Source organism: Aeromonas sobria (assembly GCF_000820145.1).
Taxonomy (GTDB): domain Bacteria; phylum Pseudomonadota; class Gammaproteobacteria; order Enterobacterales; family Aeromonadaceae; genus Aeromonas; species Aeromonas sobria.
Genome location: NZ_CDBW01000023.1, coordinates 110,195 through 133,319, shown reverse-complemented (window position 1 = coordinate 133,319; position 23,125 = coordinate 110,195). Strand labels below are relative to the sequence as shown.

The 23,125-nt window shown below is 56.6% G+C and carries 20 protein-coding genes; 10 read left to right on the top strand and 10 right to left on the bottom strand.

Annotated elements, in window-relative coordinates; all coding sequences use genetic code 11:
• Positions 1-223: 223 nt before the first annotated feature.
• From oppF to BN1135_RS11890, 6 genes are all read right to left on the bottom strand, one after another.
• Positions 224-1,219, bottom strand: coding sequence for a murein tripeptide/oligopeptide ABC transporter ATP binding protein OppF (oppF, locus tag BN1135_RS11915; protein ID WP_042021336.1), 996 nt, complete (start codon positions 1,217-1,219; stop codon positions 224-226).
• Entirely contained in the window at positions 1,220-2,200 is a 981-nt protein-coding gene (oppD, locus tag BN1135_RS11910) for an ABC transporter ATP-binding protein (RefSeq protein WP_042021334.1), read from the bottom strand. It abuts the gene before it with no gap.
• 78 nt (positions 2,201-2,278) lie between these two features.
• A complete protein-coding gene (gene oppC, locus BN1135_RS11905) occupies positions 2,279-3,190 on the bottom strand; it encodes an oligopeptide ABC transporter permease OppC (protein WP_042021331.1) in 912 nt (303 codons plus the stop codon).
• Between the two features lie 14 nt (positions 3,191-3,204).
• A complete protein-coding gene (oppB, locus tag BN1135_RS11900; RefSeq protein WP_042021329.1) occupies positions 3,205-4,125 on the bottom strand; it encodes an oligopeptide ABC transporter permease OppB in 921 nt (306 codons plus the stop codon).
• Positions 4,126-4,223: 98 nt separating this feature from the next.
• Positions 4,224-5,843: an ABC transporter substrate-binding protein gene (locus BN1135_RS11895; protein WP_042021327.1), complete on the bottom strand. Its 1,620-nt coding sequence runs from the start codon at positions 5,841-5,843 to the stop codon at positions 4,224-4,226.
• A 279-nt stretch (positions 5,844-6,122) separates the two neighbouring features.
• Positions 6,123-6,758 (bottom strand): YchE family NAAT transporter, encoded by a 636-nt coding sequence (locus BN1135_RS11890; protein ID WP_005337678.1) that lies wholly within the window; start codon positions 6,756-6,758, stop codon positions 6,123-6,125.
• A gap of 849 nt (positions 6,759-7,607) precedes the next feature.
• On the opposite strand from BN1135_RS11890, the gene adhE reads away from it, so the two are divergent.
• Entirely contained in the window at positions 7,608-10,283 is a 2,676-nt protein-coding gene (gene adhE, locus BN1135_RS11885) for a bifunctional acetaldehyde-CoA/alcohol dehydrogenase (protein ID WP_042021325.1), read from the top strand.
• A 536-nt stretch (positions 10,284-10,819) separates the two neighbouring features.
• Here adhE and BN1135_RS11880 read toward each other — a convergent pair.
• The 3 genes from BN1135_RS11880 to BN1135_RS21605 all read right to left on the bottom strand — a co-directional run bounded on the left by BN1135_RS11880 (position 10,820) and on the right by BN1135_RS21605 (position 13,710).
• Entirely contained in the window at positions 10,820-11,560 is a 741-nt protein-coding gene (locus BN1135_RS11880; protein WP_042021324.1) for a YebC/PmpR family DNA-binding transcriptional regulator, read from the bottom strand.
• A gap of 100 nt (positions 11,561-11,660) precedes the next feature.
• Positions 11,661-13,427: an aspartate--tRNA ligase gene (gene aspS / locus BN1135_RS11875; RefSeq protein WP_042021322.1), complete on the bottom strand. Its 1,767-nt coding sequence runs from the start codon at positions 13,425-13,427 to the stop codon at positions 11,661-11,663.
• Entirely contained in the window at positions 13,396-13,710 is a 315-nt protein-coding gene (locus BN1135_RS21605; RefSeq protein ID WP_204787380.1) for an FmdB family zinc ribbon protein, read from the bottom strand. Before BN1135_RS21605 ends, aspS begins: the two co-directional genes overlap by 32 nt.
• 162 nt (positions 13,711-13,872) lie before the next feature.
• Between BN1135_RS21605 and BN1135_RS11870 the strand changes: the two genes are divergently transcribed.
• From BN1135_RS11870 to BN1135_RS11845, 6 genes are all read left to right on the top strand, one after another.
• The gene (locus BN1135_RS11870; RefSeq protein ID WP_042021321.1) at positions 13,873-14,721 is read left to right on the top strand and encodes a DUF72 domain-containing protein; all 849 of its coding nucleotides are present in this window, start codon (positions 13,873-13,875) and stop codon (positions 14,719-14,721) included.
• Between the two features lie 275 nt (positions 14,722-14,996).
• A complete protein-coding gene (cmoA, locus tag BN1135_RS11865) occupies positions 14,997-15,746 on the top strand; it encodes a carboxy-S-adenosyl-L-methionine synthase CmoA (RefSeq protein WP_042021320.1) in 750 nt (249 codons plus the stop codon).
• Positions 15,743-16,720, top strand: a complete 978-nt coding sequence (gene cmoB / locus BN1135_RS11860; RefSeq protein ID WP_042021318.1) for a tRNA 5-methoxyuridine(34)/uridine 5-oxyacetic acid(34) synthase CmoB — start codon at positions 15,743-15,745, stop codon at positions 16,718-16,720. The genes cmoA and cmoB overlap by 4 nt, the downstream gene beginning before the upstream one ends.
• A gap of 52 nt (positions 16,721-16,772) precedes the next feature.
• The gene (locus BN1135_RS11855) at positions 16,773-17,561 is read left to right on the top strand and encodes an ATP-dependent zinc protease family protein (RefSeq protein ID WP_042021316.1); all 789 of its coding nucleotides are present in this window, start codon (positions 16,773-16,775) and stop codon (positions 17,559-17,561) included.
• Between the two features lie 3 nt (positions 17,562-17,564).
• Entirely contained in the window at positions 17,565-19,103 is a 1,539-nt protein-coding gene (locus BN1135_RS11850) for an inactive transglutaminase family protein (protein ID WP_042021314.1), read from the top strand.
• Between the two features lie 3 nt (positions 19,104-19,106).
• A complete protein-coding gene (locus BN1135_RS11845) occupies positions 19,107-20,072 on the top strand; it encodes an alpha-L-glutamate ligase-like protein (protein ID WP_042021312.1) in 966 nt (321 codons plus the stop codon).
• Between the two features lie 158 nt (positions 20,073-20,230).
• Here the strand turns inward: BN1135_RS11845 and BN1135_RS11840 are convergent, their stop codons facing one another.
• A complete protein-coding gene (locus tag BN1135_RS11840) occupies positions 20,231-20,833 on the bottom strand; it encodes a peroxiredoxin C (protein WP_042021310.1) in 603 nt (200 codons plus the stop codon).
• Between the two features lie 145 nt (positions 20,834-20,978).
• Between BN1135_RS11840 and BN1135_RS11835 the strand changes: the two genes are divergently transcribed.
• The 3 genes from BN1135_RS11835 to BN1135_RS22150 all read left to right on the top strand — a co-directional run bounded on the left by BN1135_RS11835 (position 20,979) and on the right by BN1135_RS22150 (position 23,019).
• The gene (locus tag BN1135_RS11835) at positions 20,979-21,887 is read left to right on the top strand and encodes a hydrogen peroxide-inducible genes activator (RefSeq protein WP_042021308.1); all 909 of its coding nucleotides are present in this window, start codon (positions 20,979-20,981) and stop codon (positions 21,885-21,887) included.
• 197 nt (positions 21,888-22,084) lie between these two features.
• A complete protein-coding gene (locus BN1135_RS11830) occupies positions 22,085-22,534 on the top strand; it encodes a C40 family peptidase (RefSeq protein WP_042021306.1) in 450 nt (149 codons plus the stop codon).
• A gap of 308 nt (positions 22,535-22,842) precedes the next feature.
• A complete protein-coding gene (locus tag BN1135_RS22150; RefSeq protein WP_005337704.1) occupies positions 22,843-23,019 on the top strand; it encodes a hypothetical protein in 177 nt (58 codons plus the stop codon).
• Positions 23,020-23,125: the final 106 nt, after the last annotated feature.

The following is a 23,125-nucleotide window of genomic DNA, read 5'->3' as shown; positions in this document are numbered from 1 at the left end:
CGGCAAGGTCTCACTTACAGCTGATTTTCATCAACTGCCCGGCTGCCGGGTGCACTGCAGGATATGGGTGCACCGTAATGACGACAAACCGGCGAGAAGTTACTCCCCTTGTGCGGCGGATATTAACAGCGGAAAAAGATAACGCCAAGAGGCATCTTCATCTGTTGCCAAAATTAATCGGGGCACCACAAGGGCACCCCGCAATACGTTCAACACCTCGCCATCAGAGCGGATCGACCTTGAGGCAGGAGACCGCGTGATCGAAGTTGCCTTCCAGCACTGGCCGAGTCTTGGCGCACTCGGGGCCAGCCACCGGGCAGCGGGTGCGGAACACGCAACCGGACGGCGGGTTCATCGGTGAGGGCAAATCCCCCTCCAGGATCTGGATCACCTTGTTGCGCTCCAGCTCCGGGTCCGGGATTGGTACTGCCGACATCAGCGCCTTGGTGTAGGGGTGCAACGGATTGGCGAAGATCTCCTTGCGGGTCCCCAGCTCAACGGCATTGCCCAGATACATCACCAGCACCCGATCGGAGATATGTTTGACCACCGACAGATCGTGGGCGATGAAGATGAGCGACAGCCCCATCTCCTTTTGCAGGGCTTTGAGCAGGTTGACTACCTGCGCCTGAATGGAGACATCGAGCGCCGAAACCGGTTCATCGCAGATGATCATCTTGGGTTCCAGGATCAACGCCCGGGCAATGCCGATCCGTTGGCACTGGCCGCCAGAAAATTCGTGCGGATAGCGGTTGACCAGGTTGGGCAGCAGCCCCACCTTGCTCATCATGGCGCGCACCTTCTCTTTTACCTCTTCCCGCGACAGCTTGGGATAAAAGGTGATGAGCGGTTCAGCGATGATGTCGCCGATGGTCATGCGCGGGTTGAGGGAAGCCAGCGGGTCCTGGAAGATCATCTGGATCTCTTTGCGCTTCTCCCTCAGCGCATTGGGGTCGAGCTTGGTCAAGTCATCCCCGAGCCACACCACCTTGCCCGCCGTAGCAGGCACCAGCCCGATGATGGCGCGGGCAAAGGTTGACTTGCCACAGCCGGATTCACCCACCACCCCCAGGGTCTCCCCTTCGTAGAGACGCATGGTGACGCCGTCGACCGCTTTGAGGTCAGATGGCTTGGCCCAGGGCCATGCCTTGCCACTCTTGATACTGAAGTGAACCTTGAGGTCAGACACTTCCAACAGCAATTTTTTGTCGGCACCCATTTAGTTGGCCCCCTTGTTGATCGCATCCGAAACCCAGTGACAAGCCCGCTCCCGACCGTCGTTGAACGGCGTGAGGATCGGTGACTGTTGGCCGCAAATCTCGCTGACCCGGTGGCAACGCTCCTGGAAGGGGCAGCCGGTGGGCAGACGCAGCAGGTTGGGCGGATTGCCCGGGATGGTGGGCAGCTCTTCCCCTTCGGTATCGAGGCGAGGAATGGCGCGCAGCAAGCCTTCGGTATAGGGGTGGCTGGGGCGATAGAAGATATCGTCGACCTTGCCGTACTCCATGGTACGACCGGCATACATCACCAGCACCTTGTTGCAGATACCGGCAACCACGCCAAGGTCGTGGGTGATCATGATGATGGCGGTGTTGAACTCGCGCTTGAGCTCGTTCATCAGGGTCATGATCTGGGCCTGTACGGTCACGTCGAGGGCGGTGGTCGGCTCATCGGCGATCAGCAGTTGTGGCCGGCACAAGAGGGCCATGGCGATCATCACCCGCTGGCGCATACCGCCGGAGAACTCGTGGGGATACATGGCGATCCGCTTGCGCGCTTCAGGGATCTTCACCGCGTCGAGCATCCGCACCGACTCTTCGAACGCTTCCGCCTTGCTCACCCCTTTGTGCAGCATCAGCACTTCCATCAGCTGATCCTTCACCTTCATGTAGGGGTTCAGCGAGGTCATGGGGTCCTGGAAAATCATGGCGATCTTCTCGGCGCGGATCTTGTTGAGCTTGTGTTCCGGCAGGTTGAGGATCTCGTCGCCCTGAAACTTGGCAGACCCTGTGATGATGCCGTTTTTGGCCAGCAGCCCCATGATGGCAAAGGCAGTCTGGGACTTGCCGGAGCCGGATTCACCCACAATGCCGAGGGTCTCGCCCGCAGCGAGAGAGAAGTTGAGGTCGTTGACCGCCACCACATTGCCGTCCGGGGTCTTGAACTCGACCCGCAGATCTTTTACATCCAGTAACTTCATATAAAAACTCCTTATCGATCTTTCGTGATGCTTTCCTGTCGATCCATTGGACGCGATTAACGGCCCTTCGCCGCTTTCTTAGCGATCCTTCGGATCGAGGGCGTCACGCAGACCATCCCCGAGGAAGTTGAAGCAAAACAGGGTCACCACCATAAAGCAGGCGGGGAACAGCAGTTGCCAGATGGCCACTTCCATCGACTTGGAGCCTTCATCCAGCAGGGCACCCCAGCTGGTCATCGGTTCCTGAACCCCAAGGCCCAGGAAACTGAGGAAGGATTCAAACATGATCATCCCCGGCACCAGCAAAGTGGCATAAACGGCCACGATACCAAGCACGTTAGGGACTATGTGACGGGTGATGATCTTCCACTTGGAGACGCCACAGACGTGGGCCGCCTCGATAAACTCCTTGCTCTTGAGGCTCAGGGTCTGACCTCGCACAATCCGCGCCATGTCGAGCCAGCTCACCGCGCCGATGGCGATAAAGATCAGCGCCAGATTGCGGCCGAAGAAGGTCACCAGCATGATCACGAAGAACATGAAGGGGAAGGCGTTGAGGATCTCAAGAATGCGCATCATCAGGCTATCGACCCGACCACCGATAAAGCCGGAAGCCGCACCATACAAGGTGCCGATGATCACCGCCACCACGGCGCCCATGATGCCAACCATCAGCGAAATACGGCCACCGAGCAGGGTACGCACGAACAGATCCCGCCCCAGACTGTCGGTACCGAAGTAGTGACCCGCCTCCATATCTGGCGGTGACTGCATCGCGTTCCAGTCCGGATCGTCAAAGGTGTACTGAGACAGATAGGGCCCGAAGATGACGGCCAGCCCGATGATGGTCAATATAATCAGGCTGGTCAGTGCCGCCCTGTTACGCAGGAAACGGCGGCGGGCATCCTTCCACAGGGAGCGACCCTCCACCACTTCCACTTTTTGCGCGAACGCGTCAACGGCGTCACGTTTTTCAGTTGAAACAACCATGATGAACTCCCGAATTAGTAACGGATCTTGGGATCGATAAAGGCATAGAGAATATCGACCACAGCGTTAAAGGTGATGGTGAGGGCGCCGACCAGAATGGTCAGACCGAGCACCATGGAGTAATCACGGTTAAGGGCACCGTTGACGAACAGCTGGCCAATCCCCGGCAAGCCGAAGATGGTCTCGATCACCACAGAACCGGTGATGATGCCGACAAATGCCGGGCCCAGATAGGAGACCACCGGCAGCATGGCCGGACGCAGCGCGTGTTTGAGGATGATGTGGCGCAGCGGCAATCCCTTGGCGCGGGCGGTACGGATGAAGTTGGCATTCATGGTTTCGATCATGCTGCCTCGCATGATCCGCGAGATGGCGGAGATGTAGTACATCATCATGCCGAACACCGGCAACACCATAAACTGGATGCCGCCACCCTGCCAGCCACCGGCTGGGAACCAGCCCAGATAGATACTGAAAAACAGCACCAGCAAAGGCGCCAGCACAAAGCCCGGGATCACCACCCCGGCCATCGCCGACGACATCAACAGATAGTCAATAATGGTGTTCTGTTTCAAGGCTGCAATGGTACCTAAGGTAACCCCCAGCAACACGGCGAAAAAGAACGCAGCCGCCCCGATCTTGGCTGAAACAGGCAGTGCCTGGCTCACCAGATCATTGACGGTGAAATCTTTATATTTGAAAGAGGGCCCCAGATCCCCCTGCACCAGGTTGCCCAGGTAGGTGAGATATTGCATGCCAATGGGTTTGTCGAGCCCGTATTTGGCCTCGATGTTGGCAATGACTTCGGGAGGCAGTGAACGCTCGCTGGTAAAGGGGTTACCCGGGGCGAAACGCATCATGAAGAACGAGACGGTGATCAAGACTAGCAGAGTCGGGATCGCTTCCAATAGCCGTTTAAAAATGAATTTCAACATAGACATTACCTGTCCTGAACTGCTTCCAAATGGTCGCGGTTGTAATAAAGGCCCGCCGTCTGGCGGGCCCTGCTTGTTATGCGACTTGTTGCTTTAAATCAGTGAGCAATGATGTACATATCTTTGCTGTAGAGGTTATCCAGCGGGTTGGCAGGGTAACCGCCCACAAAAGGTTTCACCATCCGAGCCGTCACATACTGGTAGATAGGCGCAATCGGCATGTCTTTGGCCAGGATCTCTTCGCCCTGGACGTAGAGCTTGTTGCGAGCCGCCACATCAACCTGATCACGAGACGAATCCATCAGCTTGTCGAACTCCGGATTGGAGTACTTGCCATCGTTGTTACCGTGAGTGGTCTGCATCAGATCCAGCATGGAAGAGGCTTCGTTGTAGTCGGCAATCCAGCCGGCACGGCCCACATCAAACTGGCCCTGTTTCTTGGTTTCCAGATAAGTTTTCCACTCCTGGTTAACCAGGCTCACCTGCACACCCAGCTTCTTCCACATGGAGGCAACGGCCACAGCCACTTTCTTGTGGTTGTCGTCGGTGTTGTAGAGCAGCTCGAACTTCAGCGGTTTGCTGGCATCGAAACCAGCCTCTTCCAGCAGCGCCTTGGCCTTGGCATCACGCTCGGCCTGAGTCATCTTCGACCACTCGGGGGCAACCGGTTTGAAACCATCGACGAAGTCCGGTACCAAGGTATAACCCGGTGTCTGACCCTGACCCATCACCTTGTCGGCAATTACGTCACGGTTGATGGCATAGGAGAGCGCGGTACGGACACGCACGTCATCAAACGGCTTCTTCTTGACGTTGTACTGGTAGTAATAGGTCCCGACATAACCGGTCACTTTCAGCTCGTCCGGCTTCTCTTTCTTCATCTGCTTGAAGCGCTCGATGGGCATCTGATAGGTGATGTCCACTTCGCCCGCCAGATAGCGGCTGAGATCGGCGTTGGTAGACTGGATTGGCAGATAAACCACCTTGTTGATCACTGTCTTGCCATCGTTCCAGTAGTGCTTGTTGCGCTCCACTTCGACGCGTTCGTTCACGACCCAACTCTTCAACGCATAGGCACCGTTGGACACCATATTTTCCGGCTGGGTCCACTTGTCACCAAACTTCTCGATCACCTTCTTCGGTACCGGATAGGTAGTGGTGTGGGAAAGCATACTGACGAAATAGGGGATCGCTTTTTCAAGCTGAACTTCGAAGGTGTAGTCATCAACCGCCTTCACACCCAAGGTATCAGACGGCTTCTTGCCGGTAATGATCTCACTGGCGTTGAGGATGGTCGGGATCTCCAGATACCAGGAGTAAGGAGAGGCGGTTTTCGGATCAACGGCGCGTTTAAAGGCGAATTCGAAGTCGTGGGCGGTAACCGGATCACCGTTGGACCACTTGGCATCTTTGCGCAGGTGGAACACGAAGTGCTTGTTATCCTTGGTTTCCCAGGATTCAGCCACCGCTGGGAGAATTTCCCCTTTCGGGCCGGAAGCAACGAGACCCTCGAACAGGTCGCGCAGAATATTGGATTCGACCGTTCCTTCGGTCTTGTGCGGGTCAAGGGTGGCAGGCTCTGAGCCATTACCCTTTACCAGTTGCTGGACATCCGCCAGCTTGGTTCCCGCCGGAACATCGGCAGCCTGTGCCACATTGATGCCACCAAACAGGGCAGCCATCAGAACTGTGTTAATAATTGTTTTTTTATGAGTCATTTCCCTACTCCAACAAGAACATTCCATGCATTTACTAAAGTGACGGGGTCGAAACCCGCTCCCAGCATAATTCCCTGCCAATTGCGATAATGCAACAGATATTGTCAGGGTAATCGGCCTTTTCTGGTCAAAAAATCAGCTTCGGCGCTATTTTTCAGTATTAAAACACCGCCTCAAAGCTCGTTTTTTATACAAACGACCGATTCTAGAAAAAACCGGGCAAAAAGCAACCAATAAAAAGCCGGTCACGAGGACCGGCTTTGATAAAACAGAGCTGGCTCACATCAAGCTAGGGAAAACCCCCTTGATGCCGGCCACCATGATCTCGATACCAAGGGACATCATGATAAGACCCATGATACGGGTCACCACGTTGATCCCGGTATTGCCCATGATCTTGAACAGCAAGGGCGCGGCACGGAAGATAAGCCAGGAGCAGAACGAAAAGACCACCACCACCACCGACATGCCGAGCAGCTGCTGCCAGTGGCTCTGGCTGGCATAGACGATGACTGAGGAGATGGCACCGGGGCCCGCCATTAGCGGCAGTGCCAACGGCACCACGGCGATGGATTCCCGCACCGCCAGCTCTCCTTTCTCCTGTTTGTTGTGCTTTACCTCGCCCAGCTTGCCCTGCAGCATCGACCAGGCGATCAGGGTGATCAGCGAACCGCCAGCAATGCGAAACGACGCCAGCGAGATGCCAAAACCATCGAGGATCAGCTGCCCCATATACATGGAGACCAGCAGGATCACCATCACCGCGATATTGGCGGTGGTGTTGGTCTTCATCCGCTCGGCCTGGGTATGGTGGCTGGTCAGGCTGACAAACACCGGCAACAGACCAAGCGGATTGATAATTGCGAACAAACCGACAAAAAACTTCAGATACAAAGAGACGTCAATTGCTGCCATAGGCGCCTTCCAATAGTGTTACGGGCCCGTCGGGCCAATCCATTAATTTCGTGCGTAAATTTACATCATAGCCAGAGCGGGCACCAATCAAATCATCACACTTATGCGGGTGATTGTTGGTGAGTTCACCTAATGATTGCAATCAACACGGGATAAAGTGGCAAGAAGATGCGCCTTAGCCAGAGAGTAGGTAACAACAAGACAGGCACATTGCTGACAACCACCGCTAGCGCCGCCGGTGCCTCCCAGTTCAGCGAGCCTGGTTGCACCGAGTGACTCTGCGTTGCCCAACAGAGGAGAGTCACAACCGTTATGATCTCGGTGATACAGGGGTCATTCTGCTCGCTACACCCCACCAGGTAAGGCCGCCACAACGTCAGTTACAACTTCATCACAATCAAAATTTACCACGGATTAAAACAACAACCATTTACGCAACACTTGCTGGAGATTTGCGCACAACCCCGACATCGCAACCCTGTAAAAATCAAAATGGTTAACTTTAACGGGAGGAAATAGCCGTAACACCCTCTTAAAAAGATCATTAACCACATGATTAATGAGCCTAAAAACCTTTTCATTACAACTCATTTCACTTCCGCTACAATCCCCCCTCCTGTAACATCCCTCACACACGGATGATGAAATAAAATTTCTTTTGTTCTTTTGTTACACATGATCCAGATCAAGTTTTTATGGACCAACACAGCTCTATAATCGACTCGGAAAGCAATTTAGTAAGGCATGTAAATACCCCGTTATGGTCATTCGCTATTTGACAGAGGGTCTATAATTGCCGGGCATTGCCAACGTCTTACTAAACAGTTTTCAAATAATCAGGAGATAAACATGGCAGTAACCAACTTGGCTGAACTGGATGCAATGGTCGCCCGCGTTAAAGAAGCCCAGCGTGAATTCGCCAGCTTCTCGCAAGAGCAGGTAGACAAGGTTTTCCGTGCAGCCGCCCTGGCCGCCAGTAATGCTCGTATTCCCCTGGCTCAAATGGCCGTGGCTGAATCAGGCATGGGTATAATCGAAGACAAGGTTATCAAGAACCACTTCGCTTCCGAATACATCTATAACGCATACAAAGATGAGAAGACCTGCGGCATCCTGAGCCAGGATGACGAGATGGGCACCATGATCATCGCCGAGCCGGTAGGTATCATCTGCGGTATCGTTCCGACCACCAACCCGACCGCTACCGCGATCTTCAAATCTTTGATCTCCCTGAAGACTCGTAACGCCATCATCTTCTCCCCGCACCCCCGTGCCAAGAACTCCACCAATACCGCTGCCAAGCTGGTACTGGATGCAGCTGTTGCCGCCGGTGCACCGAAAGACATCATCGGCTGGATCGATCAACCGTCTGTTGAGCTGTCTAACGCACTGATGAAGCACAACGACATCAACCTGATCCTGGCCACCGGTGGCCCGGGCATGGTGAAAGCCGCTTACTCTTCCGGTAAGCCTGCTATCGGTGTAGGTGCCGGTAACGTGCCAATCGTTATCGACGAAACCGCTGATGTGAAGCGTGCTGTCGCCTCTATCCTGATGTCCAAAACCTTCGACAACGGTGTGGTCTGTGCTTCCGAGCAAGCCGTTATCGTCGTTGACTCCATCTACAACCAGGTGAAAGAGCGTTTCTCCAACCACGATGGCTACATCCTGTCCAAAGATGAAGCGGACAAGGTACGTAAAGTGCTGCTGATTAACGGCGCACTGAACGCAGATATCGTCGGTCAGCCAGCCACCAAGATCGCCGCCATGGCCGGTGTGACTGTGCCTGCCACCACCAAGATCCTGATCGGTGAAGGCTTGGAATTGTGCGCTGAAGATGAGTTCGCTCATGAGAAGCTCTCCCCGACCCTGGGTATGTTCCGCGCCAAGAATTTTGAAGACGCTGTCGAGATGGCCTGCACCATGGTCAACATCGGTGGTATCGGTCACACCTCAGGTCTGTACACCGACCAGGATCGCAATCAGGACCGCATCAGATACTTCGGCGACAAGATGAAGACCGCTCGTATCCTGATCAACACCCCTTCCACCCAGGGTGGTATCGGTGACCTGTACAACTTTGCTCTTGCTCCTTCCCTGACCCTGGGTTGCGGCTCCTGGAGTGGTAACTCCATCTCCGAGAACGTCGGTCCCAAGCACCTGATCAACAAGAAGACAGTCGCAAAACGGGCAGAAAATATGCTGTGGCACAAACTTCCGAAATCCATCTATTTCCGTCGTGGCTCCCTGCCGATCGCCTTGGGCGACCTGGAAGGCAAAAAGCGTGCAATGGTTGTTACCGACCGCTTCCTGTTCAACAACGGCTATGCCGATGACGTGGTTCGTCTGCTCAAGAAGCTGAACATGGAAGTGGAAGTATTCTACGAAGTAGAAGCTGACCCGACCCTGTCCATCGTCCGCAAGGGCGCCGAGATGGCCAACTCCTTCAAGCCGGACGTTATCCTGGCACTGGGTGGTGGTTCACCGATGGATGCAGCCAAGATCATGTGGGTCATGTACGAGCACCCGGATACTGCGTTCGAAGATCTGGCCATGCGCTTTATGGACATCCGCAAGCGTATCTACAAGTTCCCGAAAATGGGCGTGAAGGCCGAACTGGTCTGTATCACTACCACTTCCGGTACCGGTTCTGAAGTCACCCCGTTTGCGGTAGTAACCGACGACGCCACCGGCATGAAGTACCCGCTGGCTGACTACGAGCTGACCCCGAACATGGCTATCGTGGATGCCAACCTGGTCATGAACATGCCCAAGTCCCTGTGCGCCTTCGGTGGTGTGGATGCGGTCACTCATGCCATGGAAGCCTACGTTTCCGTACTGGCTAACGAATACTCCGATGGCCAGGCACTGCAAGCGCTGAAGCTGCTGAAAGAGTACCTGCCGTCCAGCTACCAGAATGGTGCCAACGATCCGGTTGCTCGCGAGAAGGTGCACAATGCTGCCACCATCGCCGGTATCGCGTTCGCCAACGCCTTCCTGGGTGTCTGCCACTCCATGGCGCACAAACTGGGTGCTGAATTCCACATTCCGCACGGCCTGGCTAACGCCCTGCTGATCAGCAACGTGATCCGTTACAACGCCAACGACAACCCGACCAAGCAGACTGCGTTCTCCCAGTACGACCGTCCGCAAGCTCGCCGTCGTTATGCCGAAGTGGCTGACCACCTGGGTCTGACTGCTGCTGGCGACCGTACCGCTGCCAAGATCGAGAAGCTGCTGGCCTGGCTGGATGAGTTGAAAGCCACTCTGGGCATCCCTGCTTCCATCCGTGAAGCTGGCGTGAACGAAGCTGACTTCCTGGCCAAGGTTGACCAGCTGGCGCTGGAAGCCTTCGATGACCAGTGCACCGGTGCCAACCCGCGCTACCCGCTGATCACAGAGCTGAAAGCCATCCTGATGGATACCTACTACGGTCGTCCGTTCACCGAAGGCGCTGCCGCTGCTCCTGCCGCCGCTGCCCCGGTTGAAGCCAAGGTTGATACCAAGAAAAAATCCAAGGCCTGATAACCAGCCCTGAGATCACAAGCCCGCGCCATGCGCGGGCTTTTTTTATCTGCCTGCAACTCATCACTCCCCCTCCTCTCCCCCTGCATATTGTTGTAGTGCAAACCATCCCCTCTCCCGACCAACCTGCACACCCAGCGTCTAGCCAATCATCCGATAGCAACATCCAGGCAATGGCTCAGCATTGATTGCCGCACCGTGACAACAAGGCCATCGACAATCACCTCGGACATCCTGTACACGGAGCAATCTGCCTACTGGCAGGCGCGAGCCGTCAACTCCACCTAAAGAGCCGCTCGCCTGATAAACCGGATAAGAGGAGCCATACCATGATCACGTAACGCAACCCCGCTAGCGTGTCGGGCTGACCAGCCAACAGGATCCGTGAAATGGTAAGACGTAGATGAGGCGGGAAAAGTATTGAGCGAAGAGAAGTGTTGCATTGGTGAATCAAACGACTCGTCAGCGGTTTCACCGATGCAAAGATAAAAAAATGGCAGCCAGATGGCCGCCATTGGGAGAGCACAATTCAGCGATCAGAGGGTCGCTGCAACTTCATCGGAGATGGAGCCGTTGTGATACACCTCTTGCACATCGTCCAGATCTTCCAGCATGTCGATCAGACGCATCAGCTTGGGAGCGGTTTCCGCATCCAGCTCGGCTTCGGTAGAGGGGATCATAGTCACTTCGGCGTTAGCCGCCTTGAAACCCGCCGCTTCCAGCGCATCCAGCACGGTACCGAAATCGTTCGGGCTGGTGTACACCTCGATGGAACCATCCTCTTCGGTGACCACGTCATCGGCGCCAGCTTCCAGTGCCGCATCCATCAATGCATCTTCATCGGCACCGACGAAGGTCAGCAGCCCTTTCTTGCTGAACAGATAGGCGACGGAGCCGTCGGTACCCAGGTTACCGCCACTCTTGCTGAAGGCATGACGCACTTCGGCAACAGTCCGGTTCCGGTTGTCTGTCAGGCACTCGACCATCACGGCAGATCCAGCCGGACCGTAACCTTCATAGACGATGGTTTCCAGCTGCTCACCATCACCACCACCGGCCCCACGCGCGATGGCGCGGTTGATGGTCTCGCGGGTCATGTTGCTGGTCAGGGCGGCAGTCACCGCCGCACGCAGGCGCGGGTTGTTGGCCGGGTCAGGATCACCGATCCGGGCGGAAGTGGTGATTTCCCGGATCAGTTTGGTGAAGATCTTGCCCCGCTTGGCATCTTGCGCAGCCTTACGGTGTTTGATGTTGGCCCATTTGCTGTGACCTGCCATAGAGATTCTCCGTTATTTTTTAAATGTCAGTAACACACTTCATTGCTCACCAAAGGGGAGAGAAAGGCCACCTGTGGCGGCCTTTGCTGCCGGTAGCGGCTTACTCGTCGCCCTTGACGGTAGTTGCAATCGCCAATTCACCCAGCTGGGCTGCGTTGGCAAGGCTGGGGGCGTCAGTCATCAGACAGGCAGCCGCAGTGGTTTTCGGGAAGGCAATCACGTCCCGAATGTTTTCAGTACCGGTCAGCAGCATGCTGAGACGATCCAGACCGAAGGCCAGACCGGCGTGCGGCGGGGTACCGTATTTCAGCGCATCCAGCAGGAAGCCAAACTTCAGGCGCTGCTCGGCCGGGGTAATGCCCAGGATGTCGAACACGGTGGCCTGCATCTCGCTGTTGTGGATACGGACAGAACCGCCACCCACTTCATAGCCGTTGATCACCATGTCGTAGGCGTTGGCGTAAGCACTCAGCGGGCTGGCTTTCAGATCGCTCGGGCCCATGTTGCTCGGGGCGGTGAACGGGTGGTGCATGGCGGCCAGACCACCTTCACTGTCTTCTTCAAACATCGGGAAATCGATGACCCACAACGGCTTCCAGCTGTTCTCCAGCAGACCCAGATCGCGACCCACTTTCAGGCGCAGGGCGCCCATGGCATCACAGACTACTTTCTTGCTGTCAGCGCCAAAGAAGATGATGTCGCCATCAGCGGCACCGGTACGGGCCAGGATCTCGCGCACGATGGCGTCGGAGAGGAACTTGGCAACCGGAGACTGCACACCTTCGAGGCCATTCGCGGCTTCGTTGACCTTCATCCAGGCCAGGCCCTTGGCACCGTAGATGCCGACAAACTTGGTGTACTCGTCGATCTGCTTGCGGGACAGCTCGGCGCCGCCCGGCACTTTCAGGGCTGCTACGCGGCCTTTCGGGTCGTTGGCAGGGCCAGCGAACACCGCAAACTCAACTGCAGTCAGCAGATCAGCAACATCGACCAGCTCCATCGGCAGACGCAGATCCGGCTTGTCGGAGCCAAAGCGACGCATGGCTTCATCGAAAGTCATCACCGGGAAGTCACCGAGATCGACGGCCAGCACGTGTTGCCACAGCTTGCGGATCATCTCTTCCATCAACTCACGCACTTGCGGCGCAGTCATGAAGGAGGTCTCCACGTCGATCTGGGTAAATTCCGGCTGACGGTCGGCACGCAGGTCTTCGTCACGGAAGCACTTGACGATCTGGTAGTAACGGTCGAAGCCGGACATCATCAGCAACTGCTTGAACAGCTGGGGAGATTGCGGCAGGGCGTAGAACTTACCCTTGTGCACGCGGCTCGGTACCAGATAGTCACGGGCACCTTCCGGGGTCGCCTTGGTCAGCATCGGGGTCTCGATGTCGAGGAAGCCCTGCTCATCCATGAAGCGACGCACGAAAGCACTGGCCTTGGCACGGGTCTTCAGATACTTGGCCATCTCGGGGCGGCGCAAGTCCAGATAACGGAACTTGAGACGTTGCTCTTCGCTGTTGACCTGATTGAAGTCCAGCGGCAACGGCTCGGCACGGTTGATGATGTTGAGCTCGTGAGCGAACACTTCGATGGCGCCGGTTGCCATGTCGCTGTTGCGTTGGGAGTCCGGACGGGTACGCACCACGCCGGTCACCTGGATGCAGAACTCGCCGCGCAGCTCGGAAGCCAGCGCGAATGCGTCCGGCTTGTCCGGATCGAAGAACACCTGCACGATCCCTTCCCGGTCGCGCATGTCGATAAAGATCAGGCCGCCAAGATCACGACGACGATGAACCCAACCGCACAATGTAATGGTCTGCCCGGCATGGGCCTCATTGACCTGTCCGCAATAGATAGAGCGCATGGACTTCTTCCTTCGAAATTGTAGAGAGACGGTTAACCTTGGGCCGCCGGGCACGACTGGCAAGCACCGTCTGTCTCACAGCTGGCCAGATTCTTTTCTTACCCGGTTTGAAATCAGTCTCGTACCATCCGGTTCCCTTGAGCCGGAAGCCTGCCGCCGATATCAGCTTGACCCGATGTGGCTTGCTACAGGCCGGACAGTCGGTCAGGGGGGCATCGGAAAGCTTTTGCAGTTTTGCCAATTCAGGGCCACAGACATCGCAACGATCTGCGTAGACAGGCATGGGCCACTAGAAATTGGTAAACAAAAGGGCTGGCATTATAGAGGAAAACCCCCTTTTGGGTAAAATGGCCAGCAGCCTCCTTTCAGCAGTTTTTTGCACTCGGTGGCAAAAAAATCGACAAAAACGGGCATGCGAGCCCCAAGACCGACGAGAATAGCCGCCATGAGCCTCTATTTGGGCCTGCCACAGTGGTCCCACCCCAGCTGGCCCGGCCAGTTGCTGGGCCTTGGCGCCAAGCCTGCCGAACACCTCGCCCACTACGCCACCGTGTTCAATTCGGTGGAGGGTAACACCACCTTCTATGCCCTGCCGACAGCGGAGACGGTACAACGCTGGGCCGATGCGGTACCCGCCCACTTTCGCTTCAACTTCAAGTTTCCGCAAACCATCAGCCACCAGAGCGATCTGGTGAGCGCAGATAAGCAAGTGGCCGACTTTATCCGCCTGCTCGCCCCGCTGCACCACAAGCTGGGCCTGCTCACCCTGCAACTGCCCGCCCGCTTCGGCCCGGAGGGGCTGGCCAGACTGGCGGCCTTTATCGAGCGGCTGCCGGCACAGTTCACCTACGCCATTGAAGTACGCCACCCCGACTTCTTCGCCAAGGGGGAGGCCGAACGGGCATTGAACCGGCTGCTGATGGAGAAGGGGGTGAATCGCATCATGCTCGACAGTCGGCCGCTTTTCTCGGTGCAAGCAACAACAGCGGCCCTTGTCGATGCCCAGGGCAAGAAGCCGCGGCTGCCGGTGCATCTGCTGGCGACTGCCACAGCCCCCATGGTGCGCTTTATCGGCCTGCCGGATCCGGCGGCCAACCATCCCTTCCTGCCCAGCTGGCTCCCCCACTGGCGCCAGTGGCTCGCGGAGGGCAAGGATCTTTACCTCTATATACATACTGCCGACAACGCCCAGGCACCTGAGCTGGCTCGCCAGATCACTCGCCTGCTGGAGCAGGAGATGGCCCCCTGGCCGGGGGAAAACGATCGCGCACGTCAGGGAGTGCTGCGCTTTTAGCCAACCCATTCTGCGGCCATCGAACTGCGGCAAAAAAAGCGCTTTTTTGTGGCGAGGTAAGCCCTGGCGTCAAGACAAATGGTCATCAATCCTCTACACTACCGCCCCAAGTAAGGGTCCGGAACATGACCCATACGAACAGGGTCGGTCCAAAGGATTTCATGACCAGCCACCCCGTTCGTAAACAGGTGATTAATCTACTCTGATGGGTGTCACCCAACGACTCAATTGAACAATACAGCCGGGCTATGCCCCGACTGTCAGGTTGCGCCAGCATGCAGACCAAAGACCAAATTTTTGCCGCCCCGATCGCCCGATTGGGGGATTTCTGTTTTGACGAACAGGTCGTCGACGTATTTCCCGATATGATCCAGCGCTCAGTGCCGGGTTACAGCAACATCATCTCCGCCATCGGTATGATGGCCGCCCGTTACGCCCAGCCGATGAGCCGACTCTATGATCTCGGCTGTTCACTGGGGGCCGCGACCCAAGCAATGCGCCGCCATATCAGCCAGCCCGGTTGCCGTATCACCGCGGTGGATCTCTCCCACCCGATGATCGAGCGCGCCCGCGCCCACCTCTCCGGTTTCAAATCCGAAGTGCCGGTGGAGCTGGTGGAAGCGGATATCTGCGACATCGAGATCGAGAACGCCTCTGTGGTGGTGCTCAACTTCACCCTGCAATTTGTCGAGCCGGAGAAGCGGGCTGCTCTGATCCAGCGCATTCACGATGGTCTGCGCCCGGGCGGGATCCTGATCCTGAGCGAGAAGTTTCGCTTTGAAGATGAACCGGTCAACGAGCTGCTGATCGAGCTTCATCTCGACTTCAAACGGGCCAACGGCTACAGCGAGCTGGAGATCAGCCAGAAGCGCACCGCCCTTGAGAACGTGATGCGCACCGACAGCCTGCAGACCCACCGTGATCGCCTGCGGGATGCCGGCTTCGTTCATCAGGATCTCTGGTTCCAGTGCTTCAATTTCGGCTCCATGATTGCCATCAAATCCAGCGAGCCCAACCAGCCATGATCGACTTTGCCAACTTCTATCAACTGATTGCCAAAAACCGGCTGAGCCACTGGCTGCATACCCTGCCCGCCCAGCTGCACACCTGGCAACATGACAACCAGCACGGCGATCTGCCGCGCTGGAACCGCGCCCTCAACAAGCTGCCGGTGGTATCCCCCGGACACATCGAGCTGAAAAGCCGGGTCGAGATAGGCTCGGCCGAGAGCCTCGGCGAAGGGGAGCGCAAAAAGGTCGAGAGCCTGCTGCGCCACTTCATGCCCTGGCGCAAAGGGCCATTCACGGTGCACGGCATCCACATCGATACCGAGTGGCGCTCCGACTGGAAGTGGGATCGGGTGCTGCCCCATATCAGCCAGTTGGCTGGCCGCTACGTACTGGATGTGGGCTGCGGCAGCGGCTATCACCTCTGGCGCATGGTGGGTGAAGGGGCCAAACTGGCGGTCGGCATCGACCCGAGCCCGCTGTTTCTCTGCCAGTTCGAAGCCATTCGCCACTTCGCAGGCAATGATCAGCGCGCCCACCTGTTGCCGCTCGGCATTCAGGAGTTGCCTGAGCTGCGCGCCTTTGACACCGTCTTCTCCATGGGGGTGCTCTATCACCGTAAATCCCCCATCGAGCACATCGAACAGCTGCGCAACCAACTGAAAGACGATGGTGAACTGGTGCTGGAGACGCTGGTGGTTGATGGTGACGTCAATGAAGTATTGGTGCCGACAGATCGCTACGGCAAAATGCGCAATGTCTGGTTTATTCCCTCAAGTAGCGCCCTCAAGCTGTGGGTTGAACGTTGCGGCTTCACCGATGTGCGGATTGTAGACGAGAATATGACCAGCACCGACGAACAGCGTCGTACCGACTGGATGATTAATGAATCCCTGAGTGATTACCTGGACCCAGACAATCCGGCACTCACGGTAGAAGGACACCCGGCGCCCAAACGTGCCGTCCTGATTGCCCGCAAGGCCAAAGACTAGCCGCTGGCGATTCAGAAAGTTACACTGACCCAATTCCAGGAAGCACAGTTAAATGAATGACATGAAAAGCAAATTAAAAGGAATGACCCTGCTCTCCCTGCTTAGTCTCGGCGGGTGTGTCAATATGGAAAAAACGCCTCAGGTTCCTGTACTGACGCTGGCCGAGCTCCGTAGCGAACTCGACCAGAGCGAGCAGCGCCTGCAAACCTCCATGGAACAGCAACAAAAGCACTATGTGCAGCAACAGCACCTGCTGGTTCAGCTCAATACTGATGTCACCAATATGAAAGAGTCAGTCAAAAAACTCGATACCAAGCTCACCGCGATTCCTGCTGAGCCGCCCAAACCCATGGCCCTCCCGGCTGAGCAATGCCCTGCCCCCACTCAGGGCCACACCATAGATGGCAAACTGATGGTCGGTGAAGCGGAGTGGATCTGGGTTGACGCCGCCAACGACGCCTTCCAGGCGCGGGTGGATACCGGTGCCACCACCTCCTCCATCAGCGCTCAGGAGATCACCATTTTCGAGCGCAACGGCAAGAACTGGGTGCGCTTCTTCCTGAGTCATCAGGATGTTGATGACAAGATCCAGATCGAAGCCCCGCTGGTGCGCCATGTGCGGGTACGTCAGGCCTCTGCTGATGATCTCGACCGCCGTCCGGTGGTGCGTCTGGCAGTGCGGATCGGTGACATGACCGAGAAAGCCGAATTTACCCTGAAAGACCGTAGCGACATGACCTTCCCGGTGCTGCTGGGTCGTGAATTTTTGAAAGACATCGCCGTGGTTGATGTGGCCCGCGAATATATCCAACCCAAACCCAAGCTCAAGGATGTGAAATAATCCATGGTTTCCCGTAAGCCGTTCTATTTGCTGGTAGCCCTGCTGTACATTGTCGGCCTGGGGATGACGATCTACCACCATATCGCGTTGGATGTGCCGCTCACCCCCGGTGAAAAGCGCCAGATCTGGTCCATCGAAGCCAAGCTGGAGTTCGAGGCGACCGGTGATCCGGTGATCGCATCCCTGGCTATTCCGGGCACCCAGCCCGGTTTCACCCTGATGAACGAGAACGCCGCCAGCCCGGGCTACGGCCTCTCCTTTGTCGAGAAAGATGGCGACGCCCGCGCCGAGTGGTCTATTCGCACCGCTTCCGGTCGTCAAGAGCTCTACTACCGCGTCGACATGATGGCGGATGCCCATGCCAAACCGGCAGCCAATCCGCAGCCGCCCGCCATCGAGAAGCAGATCGAGAGTGAGCCCTACGCCACCGCGATGAAACAGATCGTGGAGCGGGCACAAGAGCGCTCAGCAGATGGCTACACCTTGACTCGCGAGATCATCAAGGAGATCGAGAAGCAGGAGCAAAATGCCGAGCTGCTCAAAAAGAACAAGAGCCGTGCCAACCTGATCGCCGAGCTGCTCAACAATGCCGACGTACCGACCCGGGTGGTGCATGCACTGAACCTGGAAGATGGCCGCCGTCGTCAGGAGCTGGTGGATTACCTGCAGGTGTTCAACAGCCCGACCGACTACAAGCTGTTCAACCCGCAAACCGGTGAACAGGGCCGTCCTGCCAACCTGCTACTGTGGGAATACAACTCAGGCGCGCTGCTGGATGTCACCGGTGGTCACAACTCCCGTGTCAGCTTCTCGATGATCGAGCAAGAGCAGCCGGTCAACGTGGCACTGGCCCAGAAGTTCGAAAAATCCGAGATGATGAACTTCTCCATTCATAGCCTGCCGCTGGAAGAGCAGACCCTGTTCAAGGGCTTGCTGCTGATCCCGATAGGCGTGCTGATGGTGGTGTTCCTGCGGGTTCTGGTGGGGATCAAGACTTCGGGCACCTTCATGCCGGTGCTGATCGCGGTCGCCTTTATCCAGACTTCGCTGGTCACCGGTCTCATCGGTTTCCTGCTGATTGTCGGCACCGGTCTCATCATCCGCTCCTACCTGTCGCGGCTTAACCTGCTGCTGGTTGCCCGAATATCGGCCATCATCATAATGGTGATTTCGATGATCGGTATCTTCTCGGCGTTCGCTTTCAAGCTGGGGCTGACCGATGGCATGAAGATCACCTTCTTCCCGATGATCATCCTCTCCTGGACTATCGAGCGTATGTCGATCCTGTGGGAAGAAGAGGGCCCGAAAGAGGTGGTGCGTCAGGGCGGCGGTTCACTGCTGGTCGCCGTTATCGCCTATCTGGCCATGGATAACGAGTTGATCCGTCACCTTACCTTCAACTTCCTCGGTCTGCAGCTGGTGCTGATGGCAACCGTGCTGTTGATGGGTAACTACACCGGCTACAAGCTGAGCGAACTGAAGCGCTTCAAGCCGCTGGTGGACGAGATGAAGTCAGGCGCCACCCCGGGTAAGGACAAGTAACAGATGTGGTTCTGGGAAAAATACACCACCCCGTGGAGCCTGTCCCAATCAGGCATCCTCGGTATGAACAAGCGTAACCACTCCTACATCAGCCGCTACAATCCGCGCAGCCTCTACCCGCTGGTGGATGACAAGCTGCAGACCAAGCGCATCGCGCTGGATGCCGGTGTCACCGTGCCTGAGCTGATCGGTACCATCCGAGCCCAGCACGATGTGGTGCGGATCACCAAGCTGGTCAAGGATTGGCCAGGGTTTTGTATCAAACCGGCCCGCGGCTCGGGTGGCAAGGGGATCTTGGTGATCCTGCGTCAGGAAGATGGTCTCTTCTACAAGCCCAACGGCAGTGCCTCCAACGGTCAGGATCTGGAGCGTCATGTCTCCAACATTCTGGCGGGGCTCTATTCGCTTGGCGGCAAGCCCGACGTGGCACTGGTGGAAGGCCTCATCAACTTTGATGATGTGTTCGACGGGTACTCCTTCGAAGGGGTACCCGATGCCCGGGTCATCATCTTCAAGGGGTTCCCGGTGATGGCGATGATGCGCCTCTCTACCGCCGCCTCGGATGGCAAGGCGAACCTGCACCAGGGCGCCGTGGGGGTAGGCCTGTGCCTGCGTACCGGTCGTGCCCTGCGGGCGGTGCAGTTTGGCAATCCGCTGCGCCACCACCCGGATACCGGCCTTGACCTCTATGATCTCAAGGTGCCCCACTGGGATACCCTGCTGACCCTGGCCGCCTCCTGCTACGAGATGTCGGGTCTGGGCTATATCGGCACCGATATGGTGCTGGACAAGTTCCGTGGCCCCATGCTGCTGGAGCTCAACGCCCGTCCCGGTCTTGCCATCCAGATCGCCAACGGCCGCGGCCTGGTACCCAATCTCAAGACCATCGAGAAGCTGGGCCAAGTGAAGATGAACGTGGAGCAGCGGGTCAACTTCGCCAAAGATCACTTCGGGATCTTTGACGAGTAGCCACAAGCAGATAGCAAAACGCGCCAATTGGCGCGTTTTTTTATGCCTAACCACTGGCTACCCCACTCTGATTGAGCAGCCATCACTTGGTTCTGCTGATCACAAACATAAAAAAACCGGCGCCTTGGCGCCGGTTCTTCAAATGGAGTGCGACCCGATTACAGGGAGTCAGCATTCTCGGACAGGTACTTGGCCACGCCATCCGGTGAAGCTGTCATGCCTTTTTTGCCTTTTTCCCACTGAGCCGGGCACACTTCGCCGTGCTCTTCGTGGAATTGCAGGGCATCGACCATGCGCAGCATCTCGTCGATGTTGCGGCCCAGCGGCAGATCGTTGACCACCTGGTGACGAACGACACCGTTCCTGTCGATCAGGAAGGAACCACGGAACGCCACACCGGCTTCCGGATGCTCAACGTCATAGGCTTTGCAGATTTCGTGTTTCACGTCAGCGATCAGCGGGTACTTGACCTGACCAATACCACCATCTTCCACTTTGGTATTGCGCCATGCGTTGTGGGAGAACTGGGAATCGATGGAAACACCGATAACTTCCACGCCACGCTTCTGGAACTCTTCATAGCGGTGATCGAAGGCAATCAGCTCGGACGGGCAGACGAAGGTGAAATCGAGCGGATAGAAGAAGATAACGGCAGCTTTGCCTTTGATGTGGGATGACAGGTTGAATGAATCAACGATCTCGCCATTGCCCAGAACAGCTGCGGCAGTAAAATCGGGTGCGGGACGGCCTACCAATACCATATTCAATTCCTCTTTATGTGAAGTGAACAATCCGGTGCGGATTGGGCTACCTAGAGCCAAGTCCATCTAATTCAAGCGACAAACTATAGACCCGATGGTAGATTAGTAAATCAAATTAAATAGATAGCATTAATCGGGTTTTTCTATGCAACGTTGGCCCAGCCTCAAACAGCTGCAATATCTGGTTGCTCTCGACGAGCACAAGAACTTCAATCGCGCCGCCAAGGCCTGCCATGTCAGCCAGTCGACCCTGAGTACCGGGATCCAGACGCTGGAGGACATGATGAGCCTGCAACTGGTGGAACGGGACCACAAGAGCTTCATTATGACCCCGGTCGGCATGGAAATCGTCGAGCGAGCTCGCAATTTACTCTCCGATGCGCGGGATCTGATGGAGCTCGGACAACATCAGGGCGGCGTGATGCAGGGTACAGTCCGTCTTGGCTGTATTCCCACTATTGCCCCCTTCCTGCTCAGCAAACTGCTGAAAGTGTGCAGCAAGACCTATCCTGAGCTGGAATTGTTGCTGCGCGAAGACACCACCAGCAACCTGCTCAAGCAGCTGGAGCAGGGGCAGCTCGATCTGCTGATCCTCGCCCTGCCCATCGAGATCGGCGGTTTTCACTGCAAGACCGTTGGTCAGGATCCGTTCCATATGGTGATGCCCGCCAGCATGGCGGCCGGTCTGCATACCCCGTTCGACTATAAAGAGCTGCCGAATCAAAGCATCTTTCTGCTGGAGCGGGAACACTGCCTCACCGAGCACGCGGTGAGCGCATGCAGCTTGCGGGACAAGAGCAAGATCAACCCGTTCGCCGCTACCAGCCTGCATACCCTGGTACAGATGGTGGAAGCGGGTCTCGGCACCACCTTCTTGCCGCAGATGGCCATCGATGCCGGCATTCTCGCCAACTCCGATCTGGTAGCCATCCCGCTCCCCGGGGAGATGCCCTATCGCGAAATCGGACTGGTCTGGCGCCCCAGCACCACCCGGGTGCAGACCTTCTACAAGCTGGCGGAACTGCTCAAGCCGTTGATAACCCCTGCCTCATAACGCAGACGCCAGCCCTCGGGCTGGCTTTTTTTGAGCCCCCGCCGCATTTTTCCGCTCCGCTGCTAGGTATGGAGCCAGATCCCTGTTTATGATGGAAAAGTTGTCGCATCACCACCTCCGGCCCAACAACCAGGTGGTTGAACACAGCAGTAGCTGTACTTTGCTATTGGTTAAACATGTCTGTGAAGAGAGCCCCGATGTATCGCAAGCTGTCGCTATTCCTGCTGACCCTGCTGCTGGCCGCCTGCTCCAGCACGCCGGAGCCGCCTCCGCCCCCCCGGCAGAGTAGTGCCTTTGATGGTTTCTACCAGCAGTGGCGCGGTGTCCCTTACCGGATGGGCGGTGCCAGCCGCGCCGGGCTCGACTGCTCCGCCTTCACCCAACTCGCCTACAACCAGGTTCTCGGCTTCAGTCTGCCAAGAACCACCGAGTCCCAGGCCAGCATAGGTAAGCCGGTGGATCGCTACCGCCTGCAGCACGGGGACCTGGTCTTTTTCAAGACCGGCTGGCAGCAATACCATGTGGGGGTCTATACCGGTGCAGGGGAGTTTATCCACGCCTCCACCAGTAAAGGCGTTATCCGCTCCCGTCTCGACAACGTCTACTGGAACAGCCGCTACTGGCAAGCCCGCCGGGTGACCCAGTAACGGGTCACCTAGCTCCTATCCCCCTTCTCACTGGTTCCCCCAGCACAGGTCGTGGCTATAGCCCCCCTGCGCTTATAACTCAATTGGCCCCAAAACCTGCAATTCACACCATTTCGTGATAAGGTGGTAGCCAATTTTTAACACCTTCGCACTGTTTTTATACGCCAGTTATCAGAATTGACAGTAAGTGTGGCGATAGAAACAACCGATCACCATCAGGCGTGGCGAAAGTGGCTGTGGTAACGCGCTCCGGGAAGGACCGCCCACAGCAGCAATTTCAAAGGTTAAATGGATAAGGAGATCGTGCAATGAAACAGTATCAAAGCTGGCTGGGGCAATACCTGATGAGTCGCCGTGACGGTGACCACGCCATGGCATGCGAGATGGCGAGTTCCATCTGCGAGTTCTGGCAGCAACAGGGTGATGAAAACGAACTGGACAAGTGGCAGCAGATTTACCAAAACCACCTGGAAAAGACCACTTAACCCCACTTGCCACCTTGCTGCCAGCCATCTGGTGTGGCAGCAGGGCCATAGCTTCCGTCGCGCCTTCTACCCCACACTCCCACTGCCTTAGCCCTGTTGCCAAGGG

Excerpts from the sequence above, each read along its gene's own strand:
- oppF (WP_042021336.1), bottom strand. The coding sequence starts at position 1,219 with ATGGGTGCCGACAAAAAATTGCTGTTGGAAGTGTCTGACCTCAAGGTT.
- oppD (WP_042021334.1), bottom strand. The coding sequence starts at position 2,200 with ATGAAGTTACTGGATGTAAAAGATCTGCGGGTCGAGTTCAAGACCCCG.
- oppC (WP_042021331.1), bottom strand. The coding sequence starts at position 3,190 with ATGGTTGTTTCAACTGAAAAACGTGACGCCGTTGACGCGTTCGCGCAA.
- oppB (WP_042021329.1), bottom strand. The coding sequence starts at position 4,125 with ATGTTGAAATTCATTTTTAAACGGCTATTGGAAGCGATCCCGACTCTG.
- BN1135_RS11895 (WP_042021327.1), bottom strand. The coding sequence starts at position 5,843 with ATGACTCATAAAAAAACAATTATTAACACAGTTCTGATGGCTGCCCTG.
- BN1135_RS11890 (WP_005337678.1), bottom strand. The coding sequence starts at position 6,758 with ATGGCAGCAATTGACGTCTCTTTGTATCTGAAGTTTTTTGTCGGTTTG.
- adhE (WP_042021325.1), top strand. The coding sequence starts at position 7,608 with ATGGCAGTAACCAACTTGGCTGAACTGGATGCAATGGTCGCCCGCGTT.
- BN1135_RS11880 (WP_042021324.1), bottom strand. The coding sequence starts at position 11,560 with ATGGCAGGTCACAGCAAATGGGCCAACATCAAACACCGTAAGGCTGCG.
- aspS (WP_042021322.1), bottom strand. The coding sequence starts at position 13,427 with ATGCGCTCTATCTATTGCGGACAGGTCAATGAGGCCCATGCCGGGCAG.
- BN1135_RS21605 (WP_204787380.1), bottom strand. The coding sequence starts at position 13,710 with ATGCCTGTCTACGCAGATCGTTGCGATGTCTGTGGCCCTGAATTGGCA.
- BN1135_RS11870 (WP_042021321.1), top strand. The coding sequence starts at position 13,873 with ATGAGCCTCTATTTGGGCCTGCCACAGTGGTCCCACCCCAGCTGGCCC.
- cmoA (WP_042021320.1), top strand. The coding sequence starts at position 14,997 with ATGCAGACCAAAGACCAAATTTTTGCCGCCCCGATCGCCCGATTGGGG.
- cmoB (WP_042021318.1), top strand. The coding sequence starts at position 15,743 with ATGATCGACTTTGCCAACTTCTATCAACTGATTGCCAAAAACCGGCTG.
- BN1135_RS11855 (WP_042021316.1), top strand. The coding sequence starts at position 16,773 with ATGAATGACATGAAAAGCAAATTAAAAGGAATGACCCTGCTCTCCCTG.
- BN1135_RS11850 (WP_042021314.1), top strand. The coding sequence starts at position 17,565 with ATGGTTTCCCGTAAGCCGTTCTATTTGCTGGTAGCCCTGCTGTACATT.
- BN1135_RS11845 (WP_042021312.1), top strand. The coding sequence starts at position 19,107 with ATGTGGTTCTGGGAAAAATACACCACCCCGTGGAGCCTGTCCCAATCA.
- BN1135_RS11840 (WP_042021310.1), bottom strand. The coding sequence starts at position 20,833 with ATGGTATTGGTAGGCCGTCCCGCACCCGATTTTACTGCCGCAGCTGTT.
- BN1135_RS11835 (WP_042021308.1), top strand. The coding sequence starts at position 20,979 with ATGCAACGTTGGCCCAGCCTCAAACAGCTGCAATATCTGGTTGCTCTC.
- BN1135_RS11830 (WP_042021306.1), top strand. The coding sequence starts at position 22,085 with ATGTATCGCAAGCTGTCGCTATTCCTGCTGACCCTGCTGCTGGCCGCC.
- BN1135_RS22150 (WP_005337704.1), top strand. The coding sequence starts at position 22,843 with ATGAAACAGTATCAAAGCTGGCTGGGGCAATACCTGATGAGTCGCCGT.